Genomic DNA, 17,146 nt, shown 5'->3' on the forward strand with positions numbered 1-17,146 from the left:
ACGGCAGTGAAGGCGAGGGCTTTCAGCTATTTTCGTGCTGCGACGATCGACCAGGCGCTGGACGCTCATGCGCGCGCCGGGGACGACGCGCGTTTCATCGCCGGCGGCCAGAGCCTCGTGCCGGCGCTGTCACTGCGACTCCAGGCGCCGCGGCTGCTGATCGACATCACGCACATTGCCGAGCTGCGCGGCATCAGGCGCGAGGGCGCCTATTTGCGCATCGGCGCACTGACGCGCCACTGCGAGATGCTGAGCGAGCCGCTGATCGCGGAGTTTGCGCCGCTGCTGCACGCCGCGGCACCCTTCGTCGCCCATCCCGCGATCCGCAACCGCGGCACGTTCGGCGGCAGCGTCGCGCTGGCCGATCCGGCTTCCGAATTTCCCGCGATGACCTTGGCGCTCGACGCCGAGATTGAGATCGCCGGTCCCTCGGGCAGCCGGCGCGTGAAGGCCGATGAGTTCTTCATCGACCTGTTCGAGACGGCATTGCAGCCCGGCGAGCTGATCACGGCCATCTACGTTCCGCTGTTCAAGGCCGATCAGCGCTTTGCGTTCGACGAACTGGCGCGGCGGCGCGGCGATTATGCGCTGGTCGGTTGCGGCATGCTTGCGACTTTCACGAGTGACCGGATCGACGACATCCGCATCTCCTTCTTCTCCGTCGGCAATAGGCCGACGCGGGTGAAAGCCGCTGAGGCGGCTCTGGTCGGCTTCGGCCTCGATGCGGAACATATCGCTGCCGCGCAGGCGGCGCTCGCGGATGATCTCGCGCCGCCCGAGAACGACGAGGTGCCGCCTGCGATGCGCCTGCATCTCGCCCGCGTGTTGCTTGGCCGCCTGCTTGGACGTCTCGGTGAGGGTGCATGAGAGGCTTTGACGAAACCCTGCTGGACGAGGCCGACGAGACTGTGCGGGTCCGCTTCGTCGTCAACGGCAGCAAGGTCGCCTGCGAGGTTGCTCCCCGCGAGACGCTGGTTGATTGCCTGCGCGACAAGCTCGAGCTGACGGGCACGCATGCCGGTTGCGAGATGGGCGCCTGCGGCGCCTGCCTGGTACAGGTCGATGGCCGCGCCGTGCACTCCTGCCTGATGTTCGCGGTGCAGGCCGACGGCGCCAGGATCGATACGATCGAGGGGCTCACCGAGAGCGGGGCGATCGCCGACCTCCAGGCCGAATTCCATCGCCGCAACGCGCTGCAATGCGGATTCTGCACGTCGGGCATGCTGATCAACGCCTGCGAGCTGCTCTCGCAGATTGCCCTACCGAGCCGCGAGCGGATCCGCGACGCGCTGTCGGGCAATTATTGCCGCTGCACCGGCTATGAAGCCATCGTCGACGCCATCGACGCTGTCGCCAAGGCACGCAGCGCCGGAGGCGCGAGATGACTGCGCCGCTGACCTCGCTCGACCGCCCGAACTCCTACATCGGCCGTTCCCTGCCGCGGCCGAACGCCAAGCGCCTGCTCGCGGGGCGCGGGCGATATGTCAGCGACCTCCGTCTGCCGCGCATGCTTTATGCTGCGTTCCTGCGCAGTCCGCATGCCCACGCCAAGATCGTCTCGATCAAGACCGACGAGGCGCGCACGCTGGAAGGAGTGCATCTCGTCGCTACGGGTGCGGATCTCGCAAAGATCTGCACGCCCTGGACCGGCACGCTCGATCATTTCAAGGGCATGACCTCCGCGCCGCAATTGCCGCTGCCGCTGGATCGCGTGGTCTGGGCCGGACAGGCAGTGGTCGCCGTCGTCGCTGAGAACCGTGCGACCGCCGAGGATGCGCTGGAGCTGATCGAGGTCGACTATGAGGACCTTCCCATTGTCGTCGACATCGACGGCGCGCGTGAGGCCGGCAGCCCGCTGGTGAATCCCGGCAGCGCGAACAATGTGTGCTTCCGCAGCCAGCTCGACAGCGGTGCCGTTGATGACGCCTTCGCGCATGCAGCCCATGTGGTGGAGGAGGAATTTTCCTTCGGCCGCCACACCGCGGTAACGCTGGAGCCTCGTGCCATCGTTGCCGACTACGATCCCGCCGCCGGGATGCTCACCGTGCATCATGGCACCCAGACGCCCTACCAGTTCCAGGATCTCTATTCGCGCCACTATGGCATCCCGGAAGCCCGTGTTCGCGTGATCGCGACCGACATCGGCGGCTCCTTCGGAATGAAGCTGCATGTCTATCACGAGGACATGGCGGTGGTGGGCCTCTCGATCCTGCTCGGCCGTCCCGTGAAGTACGTCGTCGACCGCATTGAATCGTTCGTCTCCGACATCCACGCCCGCGACCACCGCGTGCGGGCCCGCATGGCGCTGGACGCCAAGGGCGAGATTCTCGCAATGGACGTGCTGGATCTGACCGCGATCGGCGCATTCTCGACCTATCCGCGCACCAGCGTGGTCGAGGGCAACCAGGTGATCCGCCTGATCGGCGCGCCCTACCGCTTCAGGAACTACCGCGCCACGCTGGAGGTGATCTTCCAGAACAAGGTGCAGACCAGCCAATATCGCGCCGTCGGCCATCCCATCGCCTGCGCCGTCACCGAGCGAATGGTCGACATGGCGGCGGCGAAGCTCGGCCTCGATCCTTTCGCCATCCGCGCGCAGAACGTGATCGCCGATGACGCCTATCCGCAGACCTCGCCGACCGGCTACCGCTTCGAGGCGCTGTCGCATCAGGCGTGCCTCAGGCGCCTGCACGAGATGATGGGCTATGACGGCTTGCGTGCCGAGCAGGCGGAATTGCGCAAGCGCGGCATCTACCGCGGCATCGGCATTGCCGCCTTTGTCGAGATCACCAACCCGAGCCCGGCATTCTATGGCGTCGGCGGCGCACGCATCTCCTCGCAGGACGGGACGATCGTCAGCCTGACGCCGTCGGGCGAGGTGCGCTGCCTGATCTCGGTCACCGAGCAGGGGCAGGGGACCGAGGCGATCATCAGCCAGATCGTGGCCGATCAGGTCGGCCTTGCGCAGGAGCACGTCAAGGTCATCACTGGAGATACCGAGGTGACGCCGCATGGCGGCGCCACCTGGGCCTGCCGCGGCGCCGGCATCGGCGGCGAGACCGCGCTCCAGGCCACGCGCGCGCTCAAGCGCAACATTCTGGAGATCGCCGCGCTCATCCTTCAGGAGCAGCCGTCGGCCCTCGACATCGTCAATGGTGATGTCGTGGACGCAGGCACGCGGAACCAGCGCATGCCGATCTCCGAGATCGCGCGCATCGCCTATTTCCGCTCCGATACGCTGCCGCCGGGCACGCAGGGCGCAACTCACCGTCAGTCATCATTTCGCCCCGCAAGGCTATCCCTTCCCTTCACCAACGGCATTCAGGGCTGCTCACTGGAGGTCGATGTCGAAACTGGCTTCATCAAGCTCCTGAAGCATTTCATCGTCGAGGATTGCGGCCGGGTCATCAATCCGATGCTGGTGGACGAGCAGCTTCGTGGGGGCATCGTGCAGGGGCTGGGCGCGGCGCTGTTCGAGGAGTGCCGCTACAGCGACTCCGGACAGTTCGTGAACGGCTCGCTCGCCGACTACCTCGTCCCGATGCCGATGGAGATGCCTGACATCGTCATCGCCCATGTCGAGACGCCGACCGCCGACACCGAGCTCGGTGCCAAGGGGGTTGGGGAGGCCGGCACCGCAGCGGCGTCCGCCTGCGTGCTCAACGCGGTCAACGATGCACTCGCGCCGTTCGGTGCTACGATCAACTCGATTCCGATCACGCCCGCAAAAGTCCTGAAAGCCCTGAAGCGTTTCTAGAAAAAAGACAGTTGGAGGAAATCATGCTCAAATCCGGTTCGACCCCGAAGATAACCCGCCGCACCGCGCTCGCCGGCCTCTCGGCCAGCGCGGCCCTGCTCGCCATGCCACGGCTCGGCCGCGCCGCCGACGAGACGATCCGCATCGGCTTCCCGACGCCGCTGACCGGACCGTTCGCCGCTGAAGCGCGCGATCAGGTCAAATGCGCCGAGCTCGCGGTGAAGCTCGTCAATGACAAGGGCGGCATTGCCGGCCGCAAGGTCGAGCTGCTGGTCCGCGACGACAAGCTCAACGCCGGCGAGGCCGCGACCCGCACGCTCGAACTGATCGAGAAGGACAAAGTCCATGCCGTGGTCGGCGCGCTCTCCAGCGCGGTGCAGCTGGCGGTCAACGAGGTCACCCGCGCTCGCGGCGTGACCTACGTCTCGATCAGTCAGTCCGACACCATCAACGAGGCCAAGGATTTCAGCAAATATACCTTCCACGAGGCGCTGAACCCCCACATGACGACGGCCGCGGTGGCACGGCAGACCCTGAAGAAGGGCATGAAGGTCGCCCATCTCGTCGCCGACTATGCCTATGGTCACGAGATGCTGCGCGGCTTCAAGCGCGCTCAGACCGCGATCGGTGCGGACAATGTCGGCGAGATCCTGCATCCGTTCGGCGCCGCCGACTATTCCACCTTCATGCCGCGCCTGATGTCGATGCGACCCGACGTGCTCTGCATCTCGAATTTCGGTCGCGACCAGGCCAACGCGATCAAGCAGGCCGTGGACTTCGGCGTCAAGCAGCAGATGAAGATCGTCGTCCCGGTCATCCTGCACAATCAGCGCCTCGCCGTCGGCCCCGACGTGTTCGAGGGCGTGGTCGGTGGCGCCAACTATTACTGGGGGCTGGAGACGCAGAGCAAGTCGGCGTCCGCGTTCAACGCAGCGTTCAAGGCCGCCAACGGCGGCGCGATTCCGACCGATTATGGCGCCTACGGGTATTCCGGCGTCGGATCGTTGCTGGCTGCCATGCAGGCCGCCGGCGGCACCGACACCGACAAGGTCGTCGATGCCCTGGAGAAGCTGCAATACGATCTGACCAAGGGCCCGCAGCACTACCGCAAGTGCGACCACCAGTCGGTTCAGTCGGTGCTGGTGCTGGAGTCCAAGAAGAAGTCGGCCATGACGGGCGAGAACGATCTGTTCGCGATCCTCGCCAACGACGCGGGGGCCGACGACATGCTGCGCAGCTGCAGCGAGCTCGGCCACGCGACCTGAAGCCTGTCACGATGGACCTGTCGCTGATCATCATGCAGCTTCTCTCCGGGATCGCCCTTGGGGCGGTCCTGGTGATCACTGCGCTTGGGCTGACGATCGTGTTCGGCATGCTCGGGGTGGTGAATTTCGCCCACGGCGCGCTGTTCATGATCGGGGCCTATGCGGGGTTGTATCTGGCATCGCTCACCGGAAGTTTCTGGTGGGGGCTGCTGCTCGCACCCATCCTGATCGGCGTCTTCGGCATGCTGATCGAGTTCGTTCTGATCCGGAGACTGTATGGACGCTCGATCGACGATCCGCTGCTGCTGACCTTCGGCCTCAGCTACATCCTGGTCGAGGGCGTGCGCATCGTGTTCGGCAGCGACGGCATTCCTTTTCCGACGCCGCCGCAGCTGGTCGGCGTGCTCGATCTCGGCATCGGCTTCTTCCCGCGCTACCGCCTGTTCGTCATCGCGCTGGTGGCGGTGGTGCTGCTGGTGCTCTGGCTGACGCTGGAGAAGACCCGCGTCGGCCTGATCGTGCGCGCCGGCGCGCGCGATCCGACCATCATGCAGGTGCTCGGTGTCGATATTGGGCGGGTCTGGCTCGCGATCTTCGGGCTCGGGGTGGGGCTTGCCGCGCTCGGTGGCGTGCTCGCCGGGCCCATGCGCAGCGTCAATCCGGAGATGGGCTCGCTGGTTCTGGCGGAAGCCTTCGTGGTGACCGTGATCGGCGGGCTCGGCTCGATCGTTGGCGCAGTCGTAGCTGGTCTCATGGTCGGCGTATCCATCAGCATGGTGGCGCTGTTCGCGCCGGAGATGGCGGCCATCGTTATGTTCGCACTGATGGCGGTGGTGCTGCTGATCCGCCCGCAAGGTCTGTTCGGTGTGAGAGGGAGGACGGCGTGACGCTACGTTCGAGCGGCGAAGCGGTCGCCAAACCTGCCTCCAGTGGGCTCCGCTGGCTCCTCGACCAGCGCGTGCTCCTCTCGATTGCCGTGCTTGCTTTGCTGCCCTGGTTGCTGCCGTCGAAGGCGCTGGCCGTCAACGTCCTGATCTACGGCGTCGTGGTGATGGGCTACAATCTGCTGTTCGGCTACACCGGGCTGCTGTCGTTCGGCCAGGCTGCGTTCTTTGGTGCAGGCGCCTATTTCACCGGCATCGCGATCGGACGCTACGGCATACCCTGGTTCGCCGCCGTACCGATCGCCGTACTCCTCAGCACCTGCCTCGCCGCCGCAATCGGCATCGTCTCGACGCGCACACGCGGCATCTACTTCTCCATGGTGACGCTCGCCTTGGCGCAACTCGTCTACTACGTCGCGCTCCAGGCGGCTTCCTTCACCGGCGGCGAGAACGGGCTACGCGGCTTCACGGTCGACCGCATCAGCCTGTTCGGCCTTCAGGTCAATTTCCTCGACCCCGTCAACAAGTATTACTTGCTGATGGCCTTCGCAGCGTTGGCGATGTGGTTCCAATCGCGCATCCTGAACTCACCTTTCGGGGCCGTCATCGAGGCGATCCGCGAGAATGAGCAGCGGGCACGGGCCTGCGGCTATGACGTCGAACGCAGCAAGCTGGTCGTGTTCATGCTGTCGGGCGCAATTTCATCGCTCGGCGGCTGCATGCTGGCACTGCATCTGTCCATCGTGCCACTGGACATTCTGCACTACCAGACCTCGGGCATGATCGTGATGATGGTGCTGCTCGGCGGCGCCCGCAGCTTCTTCGGGCCCTTCGTTGGTGCTGCCAGCTTCCTGATCCTGGAGGACGTGATCTCGCTCTGGACGCCGCATTGGCAGATCTTCGTCGGCGCGATCTTCGTGCTGTTCGTGCTGTTCCTGCCCAAGGGCATCTGGGGTACGCTGCTCGATGCCCTCGGCATCGGAAAGGCGCGGCGATGAGCGGCGAGCTGCTTCGCGCCGAAGGCATCGGCAAACGCTTTGGCGGCTTCGTCGCGCTCGAAGACATCACCGTTTCGTTCGCGGCCGGCCAGCTCACCTCGATCATTGGGCCGAACGGCGCCGGCAAGAGCACCTTCTTCAACATCCTCTCGGGCGCGCTGACGCCGAGCTCGGGCAAGCTGCACTTCAGGGGGCGTGAGCTGAACGGGCTGCCGCAGCACCGCTTCGTGCATCAGGGCATCTCGCGCTCCTACCAGATTACGAACATCTTTCCCGATCTGTCCGTGCACGAGAACGTGCGGGTGGCTGCCCAAGCGCTGATCGTGAGCTACGACATCTGGCGCAACCGCGCCCGGCTCGCTGAACTGGATGCGCGCGCAGACGCCGCGCTCGACGCAGTCGGGCTGCTGGCCAGGCGGAACGAATTGGCGAAATTCCTGTCGCATGGCCAGCAGCGCGCACTGGAGATCGCGATCGCACTGGTTTCCGAGCCGGAATTGCTGCTGCTGGACGAACCGACTGCCGGCATGGGGCCGGAAGAAACCAAGGACATGGTCGCTCTGCTCGAGCGCCTCGCCGAGAAGCGCACCGTGCTCCTGGTGGAGCACAAGATGAAGATGGTGCTGGGGCTCAGTAAGCGCGTGGTGGTGCTACATCACGGCCGCCTGCTGGCGGACGGCGCGCCCGACGAGATCAGGAGCAATCCGGAGGTCCGCCGGGTCTATCTCGGACAGAGTGAAGGCTATGGCTGAGACCGTGCTGCTCGAAATCAACGATCTCCATGCCTGGTATGGCGCAAGCCATATCCTCCACGGCATCTCCTTGCACGTGAACCGGGGTGAGGTCGTCGCCCTGGTCGGCCGCAACGGTGCCGGCAAAACGACGACATTGCGGGCGATGATGGGCCTGATGCCGAAGGCGACAGGCCGCGTGCGCTTCGCAGGCAGGGAGCTGTTGCCGCTCCGCGCGCATCAGCGCTTCCATCTCGGCCTCGCTTACGTGCCCGAGGAGCGCCGCATCGTCCCCGGCCTGTCCGTGCGCGAGAATTTGCGGCTCGGTCTGGTCGCGGCCGGCGGCGAGATCGAGGAGCGCACAGCGATCGACGAGATCGCCGAAACCTTCCCGCGCCTGAAGGAACGTCTCGATCAGGAGGGCGTGACGCTCTCGGGCGGAGAACAGCAGATGCTGGCGATTGCGCGCGCTGATCGCAAAGCCAAAGATGATCCTGCTCGACGAGCCCTCGGAGGGCATCATGCCGGTCCTCGTCGAGGAGATGGGCGTGCTGTTCCGCCGCCTGCGCGACGAGGGCAAGACGCTGCTGCTGGTGGAGCAGAACGTCGAATGGGCGCTGGGGCTGGCTGACCGCGCCGTCATTATTGATCAAGGCGAGGTCGTGCATCAAAGCAGCGCGGCGGCGCTGCTCGCGGACAAGGATATCCAGGAGCGCTATTGCGCGGTGTGACTTTAGGCCACGACCTTGGCCCCGGAGCCTTCGAGGCCCTGGCCTTCCTTCGCCAGATAGTCGCCAATCGCATCGGCCGGCATGGGCTTTGCGAAATAGTAACCCTGGATGAAGTCACAGCCGAGCCGGCGCAGGCTGTCGAGCTGGGCGCGGGTCTCGACTCCCTCGACGACGCAGGCGATCTCCATGTCGTCGCACAGGCCCGTGAGCGACTTGATGATCTTGTGGCTGACGGGATTTTCGTTGATGTCGGCGACGAAGCTGCGGTCGACCTTGATCTTGTCGAGCGGCAGCCGGTGGACGTGGCTCAGCGACGAATAGCCGGTGCCGAAATCGTCAAGCGAAATGCCGCAGCCCATCGCCTTCAACGTCGCGATCGACTGCTGCGCGCGCACGAAGTCGAAAGTCACGGCGGTCTCGGTGATCTCGAAGTCGATCCGATGCGGCGGCAACCCACTCTTCTCGATGATGGAGATCAGCGGCAAAATGCCCTCCGCCGCGCAGACATCGTGGGCGGAGAGGTTGAACGACAGGCGGACGTGATCGGGCCATGTCCTGGCGATGGCGAGCGCGCGCACCAGCAGCGCCTGCGTCAGCGGCCGGATCAGACCGATACGCTCGGCGGCCGGAATGAAATCGGCCGGGGAGACCATGCCGAGGCGAGTGCTATGCCAGCGCGCGAGGACCTCGAACCCGGCGGTGTACTCGCTCATGGCGTCGACGATGGGCTGGAACACCAGATCCATCTCGGTGCTGAAATCGGCCGTGCGCAGCAGGTTCTCGATGACTCCGCGACTGCGGATCTCGGCCTCGAGCTCGCTCGAGAAGATCACGGTGCGGCCGCGCAGATTGCGCTTGGCGTGATAGAGCGAGTAGTCGGCGCACTCGTATAGCGCTTCCGACGTGGTCGCTGAGTCCGGAAACGATGCGAATCCGATCGAGCATGACAGCCCGGTGTGGGCGGTATCGAGCTGGTAAGGCAGCTTGACCTGGCCGCCGATGCGTTCGCCCAGTCGCATCAGATCCACGTCGTCGGGGTCGCCGCACACGATGAGACCGAACTCGTCGCCGCCGAGCCGGGCGAACTCCACGCGCTGCGGGCCAAAGCCCTCGCAGACCTCGCGGATGCGCCGACCCGCCTCGATCAGGACGCGGTCGCCGACCGAGTGACCGTAATTGTCGTTGATCGGCTTGAAGCCGTCGAGATCGATGATGCCGACCGCAACGCGAACGTTCCTGCGCTCGGCATCCGTGAAGGCACTCGACAGCTCGGCGAAGAAGCGGCGGCGGTTCGGCAGCTCGGTGAGGGTATCGAGATTGGCAAGTCGAAAGTTCTCGTCCGAGAGCGCCTGCGTCGCCGCCTGTTGCGCCAGCAGCGATTTGCGGCTGGCGACGAGATCGGCGAAGTCGCGGTAGTAGATGAACAGCACCGTCACCATCGCGCCGGAAACCAGGAGGTTGTTGACGGCGATCGCCTTCAGCGTCGGTTCGCCGGTGGCGAAGAAGAACAGCACATAGGGCACATCGACGATCAGCGTCACGATCAGCGCTGCCGAACGCAGATGCATCAGCGTGAAGATGCAGCCGATCACGGTGACCGCCATGTAAAAGGCGACCTGGCTCTTGGCGAAGGGATCGCCATAAGGGTAGAGTGCGAAGGACCAGGCGGTGAAGCCGGCGCCGATCGGCAAAGTCAGCCAGTTGGTGGCGCGCAGATTGCTCAGAATGTCGGCATCGCTGCGCACGCGGCGGCGCTGGCGCAGCCACCAGACGGTTCGCAACCCTGCGAGCACGGCCAGCACGCTCGGCACGATCAGCGTCAACCAGTCCGGCGCCACGTTCACATACGTATAGGCCACCGCGATCGTGTTGCTGATGAGGATGAAGTAGAGCAGAGGGATTTGCTTGGAGAACGCGGCGAACTGCGCACGCGTCAGGTCCGGGTTATCGGCCGGTACGCGAAACAGCCGCGTTGCGGCGGCAAGATGAGACTTCAAATCGGCAACAGGCATTGAAATACGAGCCCCGGATCCCCTCAAAACGCGGGCGATCTTGCACGGCGTGGGTAAAGGCCGCGTTAGATCGGGGCGCGCGGAAGGCCGATACAGGTTGCGCGCTACCTCAAGGTCTTTTCGGCGGTGTCGATTGGTGAGGTCCCGTTAAGGATATCCGCCGCTGCATGCGTGCGTCTCGGACACAAGTCCGCCGCATCACTGCAGCTACGGCCTGCTAACCATGGTGTCATCCGGTGTGCTCGCTCCACCTCTCCCCGTCGAGCAGCGGCTTGTCACGCTCACCGGGTCACGAGCAGCGCGCCGTGTCCTTTTTGATCTCGGCAAAACCGCCCCTTGTGCGAACAGGGCCAGTGGGCGCATCGCGGATGCGAGTCTTCCCATGGTCTGCCTCCCATAGTTTTCTTGTCGTTCCGATCGGGCGATTGCCGTGGCTCGACCGGTCGCGCTTCAGCGCCCGATCGTCACCCCGGCGGTCGAGCGCATGGCGCCTCTCAGGCTGGTCGCGTTCATGTCGTCGAGGACCTGCCGCGTCAGCACGGTAGTCTGGCCGGGCATGTCGAGGATCGTCTCTCCGCGCGAGGAAGAGATCCGATCGGCCTTGTAGGGTGCTGCTGGATCGGTGGCGGGAATGGCCGTGGCTGCAGGACGCGGCCGTTTACCCGCGGCGAGCGCTGGCTGTGAGATGGAGAATGCGATCACGACCAGAAGCAACGACCTTGCGCGCATACACGATCTCCCATGTCGGGACATCAGCCTAGCACATCGGGATCGTTCGCAGAAGGAAGGATCAGGCGAGAGCGGCCTGGCGCTCCCGCGTCGGTTCGCGGACCCGCTCGATGTTCCGCGGCTCGGCGAGCCGGGTGAAGCTGCGATGGCTCGCCTGCGCGGGCGCCTCGACAATGACGCCCTCACAGATGATCTGTCCGCCGAGCATCTTGAATTCCAGCTTGTCGTAGCGCGGCATTGTCTCGCCGGGTGCCGGCGGCAGCAGCCCGACGCTTCCCTGGATGTTCAGCGCGGCCTCGCCGGTGCCGTGAAGCCGCGGATTCCACATCCGGATTCCGGTCTCCGCCCAGCGCTGCCGGATCAGCGCGGCGCGATCGGCAGGTTCCGCGGCTCTGGCGCTCGCTTTCGGTACGCTCCGGATCTCCGGAGCAGGAGACTCGAGCGCTGGAGCCGGTTCGATCTCGATGACGACGCTGGCTGACTCGTTGGCCGCCGTCGCAACGGCTGTGACGAGCGGGACATCGTTTGCAGGGGCCGGCGCGACCTCGACGGCGAGCTCTGGGTCGCTATCGGCACCGGCTTCAGAAACGTCGGGCGCGACGCTATTGGCGTCGCCGAGGAGGACCGGGATTGCATCGACGGCGACCGTTTCGACCTCGGCGGAAACGTTGGACGAGGGGGCGGTCTCGATGACGGCATTAGGGACGTCAGTCGAAGCGGTCGCGACGTCCGATGACGAAACCACAACCTCCTCTGCGACGACGGAATCGATTTCGGCAGGCGATGCATCGCCAATGATGGCGAGATCAGCGTCCGCAACTGGCTCGTTCTCCGCGTCGGCCGGTGAAACCAGCACCTCCTCGGCGACTGGCGGCGTCGCGGGCGCCTCGATTTCCGTCGCTCCCTCCGGAGATGAGTCGTCGCTGGTGCAGATATCGTCGGACGGACTCTCCGCGACGACAGACACAGCCGCATCGTTCTCCGCGACCGGAGCCTGGGTGGCGGGGGCAGCGTCGTCGCGCACTGGGGCGGTGCTGATCTCGGCGATTGGAGCTTGTGCAGTGGCCGCGACGTCTTCGATGACGGCGGGCGAAGCGTCTGTGACGATCGGCGCGACGTCAATGCTGCTGCCGTGCGGCAAGGGCCGAAGTCGGGTAAACGCCCAGTTCACCGCGGGGATGCGGCGCAGCAACGATATCAGTCTCGAAAGCACTGGGAGTTGTCCAAGAGGTACTCGGCGTGAGGCAATCGCTGATTCGCCAGCAATGAGAAAACCTGCCCCGGCCGTCACACTCGTGTCAATGTAGGGAGGACCAATTGCAGAACATCCACGCCTCTACTCTGCGGGGGGAATTCCCCCCGCTTTGCGAATGCGGCTCGCGATTCCTCCAATCGACGCGTGCTTGGAGTGAAGGGGACAGCTGTCCCCTCTCGGGATATTCGATCCTCATTCATTTCCCGGAGCCAGAGCCCGCACCGCCGCCGGCCTGGCTGCCCATATTGTTGCTGTTGCTACCGCCGGCAGATGGCGATTTCGCGCCCTTGCTGTCGCTGGCCTCATTCTGCATGTTCGATGTACGTCCCGTCGTCATTCCCTTGGTCGCCGGGCCTCGCGACGAGGGGCCGACGTCGCCCTGACCGGACGCACCGGGGGCGGGTTGTGTCTGTGCGAAGGCGCCACCTGTCGCCAGCGCCATGATGCATGCGGATGCCAGGATGATCTTCTTCATCGGATTCTCCTTGACTTTACATCCCCGGACAACCCGCCTGCGCCGACGACGTTCCTGCCAACGCGTGTAGCCCCTCGCGTCAATTTCCGTTGCTGCCTGTCCAAGGGGTTCCCGTCGTCGTCGCCAGCGGCTATTCAGAACCGTCAGTGTCTGGTCGGAGACGACGCATGAGGAAGCTTGCCACGATCGGAGCGGCTCTGCTCTGGTCCACGATCGCATTCGCACAGGATCGCACCATCACCGTCGCCTCGACCACGTCGACGGAGCAGTCTGGGTTGTTCGGTCATCTGCTGCCGCTGTTCTCGAAGGCGGAAGGCATCAGCGTGAAGGTCGTTGCCGTCGGCACCGGTCAGGCGCTGGATATCGGCCGGCGCGGGGATGCCGACGTGGTGTTCGTCCATGACAGGCCCGCCGAGGACAAGTTCATGTCCGAAGGGCGGGGCGTAAAACGGTTCGACGTCATGTACAACGACTTCGTCATCATCGGACCCAGAAGCGATCCGGCGCGGATATCAGGCAGCAAGGATGTGGTCGAGGCGCTACGCAAGATCGCGACGGCCAAGGCGACTTTCATCTCGCGCGGCGACAAGTCCGGCACGCATGCGGCCGAGTTGCGGCTATGGAAAGAGGCGGGTGTCGACCTCGGCGCCGGCAAGGACAACTGGTACCGGGAAATCGGTCAGGGCATGGGCCCGGCGCTGAACATGGCCTCGTCGTCGAACGCCTATCTCCTGTCGGACCGCGGCACCTGGCTATCGTTCAAGAACCGTGGCGAGCTCGCCATCCTGACCGAGGGTGACAAGCGGCTGTTTAACCAATACGGCGTCATGCTGGTGAATCCTGAAAAGCATCCGAGCGTGAAGGTGAAGGACGGGCAGGCCTTCATCGACTGGCTGGTTTCGCCGAAGGGGCAGGACGCGATCGCCGGGTACAAGGTCGGCGGCGAGCAGTTATTTTTCCCCAACGCGTCCCACTAGCACGAAGGCGACGGTCGACACCGCCACGCTGAGCGCCAGCAGGATCAGCCCCAGTCCGAGCGCCAGCGGCAGGTCGCCCTTGCTTGTTTCCAGTGCGATCGCCGTCGTCATCGTACGGGTGAAGCCGCGGATGTTGCCGCCGACGACGATGATGGCGCCGACTTCCGCAATGGCGCGCCCGAATGCCGCGAGAAAGGCCGTCAGCAGCGAGGTCCGCCCGAGCGCGAACAGCAGGCCGATGCTGCGCAGTGTCGATAGCCCGTCGATCCGCGCCAGATCGCCATACTCCGCCCAGAGCAGGCTCGCGGGCCGGTGCACCAGCGCCACCACGATCGGCGTGGCGAGCAACGTCTGCGCAATCACCATGGCGGCCGGTGTGAACAGCAAGCCCGCCGCCCCGAGCGGACCGGACCGCGACAGCAGGAGATAGAGGGCGAGCCCGACCACGACCGGCGGAAGGCCGAGCAGCGCATTGGTCACGACGATGATAACCTGACGTCCCCGGAAACGGGTGATCGCAAGCAGGGCTCCCAACGGTGCGCCGATCAGGAGCGCGATGATGCTGGCGGTCAGGCTGACCCGCACCGACAATGCGACGATGCCGAGCAGCTCGGCGTCGGCCTCGGCGATCAGGGTGAGGGCGGAGCCGATAGATCGTGCAAAGTCGTTCATCCGGCCTCAGGCAACTCCGTTCCGCGGGGCTCCCGCGACGTGCGTTCTCGCCGTTGCGGCTGCCATAATCAAGACCCCGGCTGGGCTGCCGCGGGAGGGCATGGAGGCCGCAAACCGGCCTCCGGGCGCCCGAGGACGGCGTTTGGAGCCCGTCAGGCGCTTTATTCCGTCCATGAATGCTTTAAGGGAGGGGCAGGATCGGGTCGCAGCCGTCTTGCGGTGGTGCTAGACCTGATGCGGAAACAAAGGCGGCGGGCCATGCTGGCATCGGCCGCAGGATGAGAAGGAAGTGAGGCAATGATCCAGACGGTTGGCATCATCGGGGCAGGGACCATGGGGAACGGCATCGCGCAGGTCTGCGCCGCGGCCGGACTCTCGGTCGTGATGGTCGATATTTCCGATGCGGCGGTGAACCGCGGCCTTTCGACCGTCGGCGGCAGCCTCGAGCGCCTGGTCAAGAAGGACAAGATGTCGGCGGCCGATCGCGAGGCGACGCTCAAGCGCATCACCGGCACGACCGATCGGGCGAAGCTCTCGGATTGCGATCTGGTCATCGAGGCCGCGACCGAGAACGAGGAGCTCAAGGTCAAGATCCTGAAGGATCTCTGCGCAAAGCTGTCGCCGCGCACGCTGGTCGCGACCAACACGTCGTCGATCTCGATCACCAAGCTCGCTGCGGCGACCGATCGTCCCGACCGGTTCATCGGCATGCACTTCTTCAACCCGGTGCCGGTGATGGCGCTGCTGGAACTCATCCGCGGCTTGCAGACCTCGGACGACACCCATGCCAAGGCGCTCGATTTCGCCAAGCGCGTCGGCAAGGTGGCGATCACGGCCAAGAACAGCCCGGGCTTCGCCGTCAACCGCATCCTGTGCCCGATGATCAACGAGGCGATCTTCGCGCTCCAGGAGGGAATCGCAACCGCGGAAGAAATCGACGCCGGCATGAAGCTCGGTTGCAACCATCCGATCGGGCCGCTGGCGCTGGCCGATCTCGTCGGGCTCGACACCATGCTTTCGGTGATGGAGGTCTTTTACAAGGGCTTCAACGATCCCAAATACCGTCCGGCCCCGCTGCTGAAGGAAATGGTCGATGCCGGCCATCTCGGCCGCAAGACCGGGCAGGGCTTTTACACCTACAGCGCCTGATCAGGGCGACCGGCGGCGGGCCTTTCGCGTTCGCCGCCGGATCCCGCACTTTGCGCTGCGACAACGACGCCGCGCGCAACTGGCCCGACAATGTCGAACGGGCGGCCCGCGGGAACAATGGAACGGACACAGAGGATATGTCGGATCGACTGAAGGCCGAGCGCGAGGCGGCGGCCGCACGGCGGAGCCTGTTGACACAGGATGCGATCGAGCGCACCGGGATCAACGAAGAGATGATTGGGGAGCTCGTCACCCGCTTCTACGGACGCGTGCGCGAGGACACGTTGCTTGGTCCGGTCTTCGCCATCGTGCAGAATTGGGACGAGCACCTCGCCAAGCTCAGGGACTTCTGGTCCTCGGTGGTGTTGATGAGCGGCCGCTATCATGGCTCGCCGATGCGGGCGCATCTGCCGCTGAATCTGGTGGGAGATCATTTCGACCGCTGGCTCGATCTGTTCGAACAGACCGCGCGCAAGGTCTGCCCGCCGGCGGCGGCTGCGTTGTTCATCGACAAGGCGCGTCGTATCGCCGACAGTTTCGAGATGGCTTCGGCAACTGTCGCGGGTCGTATCGCATCGCCGCGTCACGTGCTCAGGTCCTGAACACAAATGCCTGCCTGAGAAATGCGCGGCTCGCATCCCGCGATGGCGCGCTGCACCAATTCCAACATCATCGGTCTGATCTGCAAAATCATCATGCGGTTCGCGTGATGCGATGAAGAATTTGCGAAAACGCGCTTGAACGCGTTTAGTATCATTCAATCATCGCGAGCAAAGCCATATTGATGCACTGCGGCGCCAATTCTTTGCCTTGTTTTCGGCAGAGTTCCAGCGCCTGCTAGCGGGCATGTCGAGCGCACCGTTCAACGTCAATTCATCACCGTCCGAGAGCATAGCGGAAGCTGAAGCCGACGCGGGCACCGAGCAAACGCGACGAACGCTGCTGCTCGGCGCGCTTGCGACCACCGCGTGCCTCGGCTGTTCCCCGCCGGCGCGTGCAGGCGAGGATCCGCCCGGCGCCGACGAGCGGCCGCAGAAGGGCGATCTGCTCGTCTTCTCCGAAGGCGAGCAGGAGGGGAAGACTATCACCACGGCCGATCTAAAGGCCGGCGGTCCACCGCTCCATGCCTGGCCGAAGGATCCCAACACATCGGTGGTGCGCAGCGCCTCGCGGCTCAACGAGATCCTGATCATCAGGCTCGATCCCGCCGAGCTCGACGAAAAGACCCGCGCGCGTGCTGTCGACGGCATCATCGCCTATTCGGCGATCTGCTCGCATGCGGGCTGTCCTGTCACCGCGTGGGTGAAGAGCGATGTCGGCGACAAGGAGGTGTTCAAGTGCATGTGCCACAATTCCGAATACGATCCTCGCGCGGGCGCGCAGGTTGTGTTCGGACCGGCGCCGCGACGGCTCGCAGCATTGCCTCTGGCGCTGGCTGACGGATCGCTCAGCGTCGCCGGCAATTTCGTCGGAAAGGTAGGTGGCGCGCAGCCAGGATGATGGACGGTTGC

Annotated in this window: 16 protein-coding genes and 1 pseudogene; 13 read left to right on the top strand and 4 right to left on the bottom strand. The window is 64.8% G+C overall.

What is annotated here, in order from left to right; all coding sequences use genetic code 11:
- Window positions 1-6 precede the first annotated feature (6 nt).
- From ABIF91_RS29200 to ABIF91_RS29235, 8 genes and pseudogenes are all read left to right on the top strand, one after another.
- Window positions 7-867, top strand: a complete 861-nt coding sequence (locus ABIF91_RS29200) for an FAD binding domain-containing protein (protein WP_035670556.1) — start codon at window positions 7-9, stop codon at window positions 865-867.
- Window positions 864-1,385: a (2Fe-2S)-binding protein gene (locus ABIF91_RS29205; protein ID WP_035670554.1), complete on the top strand. Its 522-nt coding sequence runs from the start codon at window positions 864-866 to the stop codon at window positions 1,383-1,385. The genes ABIF91_RS29200 and ABIF91_RS29205 overlap by 4 nt, the downstream gene beginning before the upstream one ends.
- Window positions 1,382-3,757: a xanthine dehydrogenase family protein molybdopterin-binding subunit gene (locus ABIF91_RS29210; protein WP_424579539.1), complete on the top strand. Its 2,376-nt coding sequence runs from the start codon at window positions 1,382-1,384 to the stop codon at window positions 3,755-3,757. The genes ABIF91_RS29205 and ABIF91_RS29210 overlap by 4 nt, the downstream gene beginning before the upstream one ends.
- A gap of 23 nt (window positions 3,758-3,780) precedes the next feature.
- Window positions 3,781-5,022: an ABC transporter substrate-binding protein gene (locus ABIF91_RS29215; protein ID WP_424579540.1), complete on the top strand. Its 1,242-nt coding sequence runs from the start codon at window positions 3,781-3,783 to the stop codon at window positions 5,020-5,022.
- A gap of 11 nt (window positions 5,023-5,033) precedes the next feature.
- A complete protein-coding gene (locus ABIF91_RS29220; RefSeq protein WP_028178000.1) occupies window positions 5,034-5,909 on the top strand; it encodes a branched-chain amino acid ABC transporter permease in 876 nt (291 codons plus the stop codon).
- Window positions 5,906-6,904, top strand: a complete 999-nt coding sequence (locus ABIF91_RS29225; RefSeq protein WP_028177999.1) for a branched-chain amino acid ABC transporter permease — start codon at window positions 5,906-5,908, stop codon at window positions 6,902-6,904. The genes ABIF91_RS29220 and ABIF91_RS29225 overlap by 4 nt, the downstream gene beginning before the upstream one ends.
- Window positions 6,901-7,656, top strand: coding sequence for an ABC transporter ATP-binding protein (locus ABIF91_RS29230; RefSeq protein ID WP_028177998.1), 756 nt, complete (start codon window positions 6,901-6,903; stop codon window positions 7,654-7,656). Before ABIF91_RS29225 ends, ABIF91_RS29230 begins: the two co-directional genes overlap by 4 nt.
- A pseudogene (locus ABIF91_RS29235) lies at window positions 7,649-8,366 on the top strand (ABC transporter ATP-binding protein). Before ABIF91_RS29230 ends, ABIF91_RS29235 begins: the two are co-directional and overlap by 8 nt.
- 2 nt (window positions 8,367-8,368) lie before the next feature.
- Here the strand turns inward: ABIF91_RS29235 and ABIF91_RS29240 are convergent.
- Window positions 8,369-10,378, bottom strand: coding sequence for a putative bifunctional diguanylate cyclase/phosphodiesterase (locus ABIF91_RS29240; RefSeq protein ID WP_028177997.1), 2,010 nt, complete (start codon window positions 10,376-10,378; stop codon window positions 8,369-8,371).
- Between the two features lie 430 nt (window positions 10,379-10,808).
- On the opposite strand from ABIF91_RS29240, the gene ABIF91_RS29245 reads away from it, so the two are divergent.
- Window positions 10,809-10,985 carry a hypothetical protein gene (locus ABIF91_RS29245; protein ID WP_424579541.1) on the top strand — a complete coding sequence of 59 codons (177 nt, stop codon included), beginning with the start codon at window positions 10,809-10,811 and terminating at the stop codon, window positions 10,983-10,985.
- Window positions 10,986-11,168: 183 nt separating this feature from the next.
- Here the strand turns inward: ABIF91_RS29245 and ABIF91_RS29250 are convergent, their stop codons facing one another.
- Window positions 11,169-12,299, bottom strand: a complete 1,131-nt coding sequence (locus ABIF91_RS29250; RefSeq protein WP_028177995.1) for a hypothetical protein — start codon at window positions 12,297-12,299, stop codon at window positions 11,169-11,171.
- A gap of 259 nt (window positions 12,300-12,558) precedes the next feature.
- Window positions 12,559-12,837: a hypothetical protein gene (locus ABIF91_RS29255; RefSeq protein ID WP_028177994.1), complete on the bottom strand. Its 279-nt coding sequence runs from the start codon at window positions 12,835-12,837 to the stop codon at window positions 12,559-12,561.
- A 167-nt stretch (window positions 12,838-13,004) separates the two neighbouring features.
- On the opposite strand from ABIF91_RS29255, the gene ABIF91_RS29260 reads away from it, so the two are divergent.
- Window positions 13,005-13,814, top strand: a complete 810-nt coding sequence (locus ABIF91_RS29260; protein ID WP_424579542.1) for a substrate-binding domain-containing protein — start codon at window positions 13,005-13,007, stop codon at window positions 13,812-13,814.
- On the opposite strand, the gene ABIF91_RS29265 is transcribed toward ABIF91_RS29260, so the two are convergent.
- The gene (locus tag ABIF91_RS29265; RefSeq protein WP_028177992.1) at window positions 13,788-14,486 is read right to left on the bottom strand and encodes an ABC transporter permease; all 699 of its coding nucleotides are present in this window, start codon (window positions 14,484-14,486) and stop codon (window positions 13,788-13,790) included. The two genes, ABIF91_RS29260 and ABIF91_RS29265, sit on opposite strands and share 27 nt — an antisense overlap.
- A gap of 297 nt (window positions 14,487-14,783) precedes the next feature.
- Here ABIF91_RS29265 and ABIF91_RS29270 point away from each other — a divergent pair, with 297 nt between their 5' ends.
- From ABIF91_RS29270 to ABIF91_RS29280, 3 genes are all read left to right on the top strand, one after another.
- Entirely contained in the window at window positions 14,784-15,635 is an 852-nt protein-coding gene (locus ABIF91_RS29270; RefSeq protein WP_028177991.1) for a 3-hydroxybutyryl-CoA dehydrogenase, read from the top strand.
- A 137-nt stretch (window positions 15,636-15,772) separates the two neighbouring features.
- Window positions 15,773-16,237 (top strand): group III truncated hemoglobin, encoded by a 465-nt coding sequence (locus ABIF91_RS29275; protein ID WP_035717583.1) that lies wholly within the window; start codon window positions 15,773-15,775, stop codon window positions 16,235-16,237.
- 244 nt (window positions 16,238-16,481) lie between these two features.
- Entirely contained in the window at window positions 16,482-17,135 is a 654-nt protein-coding gene (locus ABIF91_RS29280; RefSeq protein WP_028177989.1) for a ubiquinol-cytochrome c reductase iron-sulfur subunit, read from the top strand.
- The last annotated feature ends 11 nt before the right edge of the window (window positions 17,136-17,146 follow it).

This window comes from Bradyrhizobium sp. USDA 241, from assembly GCF_049739505.1.
Lineage (GTDB): Bacteria > Pseudomonadota > Alphaproteobacteria > Rhizobiales > Xanthobacteraceae > Bradyrhizobium > Bradyrhizobium liaoningense.

What these genes read in the sequence shown, in the direction of transcription:
- ABIF91_RS29205 (WP_035670554.1), top strand. Translation starts at nt 864, where the DNA reads ATGAGAGGCTTTGACGAAACCCTGCTGGACGAGGCCGACGAGACTGTG.
- ABIF91_RS29210 (WP_424579539.1), top strand. Translation starts at nt 1,382, where the DNA reads ATGACTGCGCCGCTGACCTCGCTCGACCGCCCGAACTCCTACATCGGC.
- ABIF91_RS29215 (WP_424579540.1), top strand. Translation starts at nt 3,781, where the DNA reads ATGCTCAAATCCGGTTCGACCCCGAAGATAACCCGCCGCACCGCGCTC.
- ABIF91_RS29220 (WP_028178000.1), top strand. Translation starts at nt 5,034, where the DNA reads ATGGACCTGTCGCTGATCATCATGCAGCTTCTCTCCGGGATCGCCCTT.
- ABIF91_RS29230 (WP_028177998.1), top strand. Translation starts at nt 6,901, where the DNA reads ATGAGCGGCGAGCTGCTTCGCGCCGAAGGCATCGGCAAACGCTTTGGC.
- ABIF91_RS29240 (WP_028177997.1), bottom strand. Translation starts at nt 10,378, where the DNA reads ATGCCTGTTGCCGATTTGAAGTCTCATCTTGCCGCCGCAACGCGGCTG.
- ABIF91_RS29255 (WP_028177994.1), bottom strand. Translation starts at nt 12,837, where the DNA reads ATGAAGAAGATCATCCTGGCATCCGCATGCATCATGGCGCTGGCGACA.
- ABIF91_RS29260 (WP_424579542.1), top strand. Translation starts at nt 13,005, where the DNA reads ATGAGGAAGCTTGCCACGATCGGAGCGGCTCTGCTCTGGTCCACGATC.
- ABIF91_RS29265 (WP_028177992.1), bottom strand. Translation starts at nt 14,486, where the DNA reads ATGAACGACTTTGCACGATCTATCGGCTCCGCCCTCACCCTGATCGCC.
- ABIF91_RS29270 (WP_028177991.1), top strand. Translation starts at nt 14,784, where the DNA reads ATGATCCAGACGGTTGGCATCATCGGGGCAGGGACCATGGGGAACGGC.
- ABIF91_RS29275 (WP_035717583.1), top strand. Translation starts at nt 15,773, where the DNA reads ATGTCGGATCGACTGAAGGCCGAGCGCGAGGCGGCGGCCGCACGGCGG.
- ABIF91_RS29280 (WP_028177989.1), top strand. Translation starts at nt 16,482, where the DNA reads ATGTCGAGCGCACCGTTCAACGTCAATTCATCACCGTCCGAGAGCATA.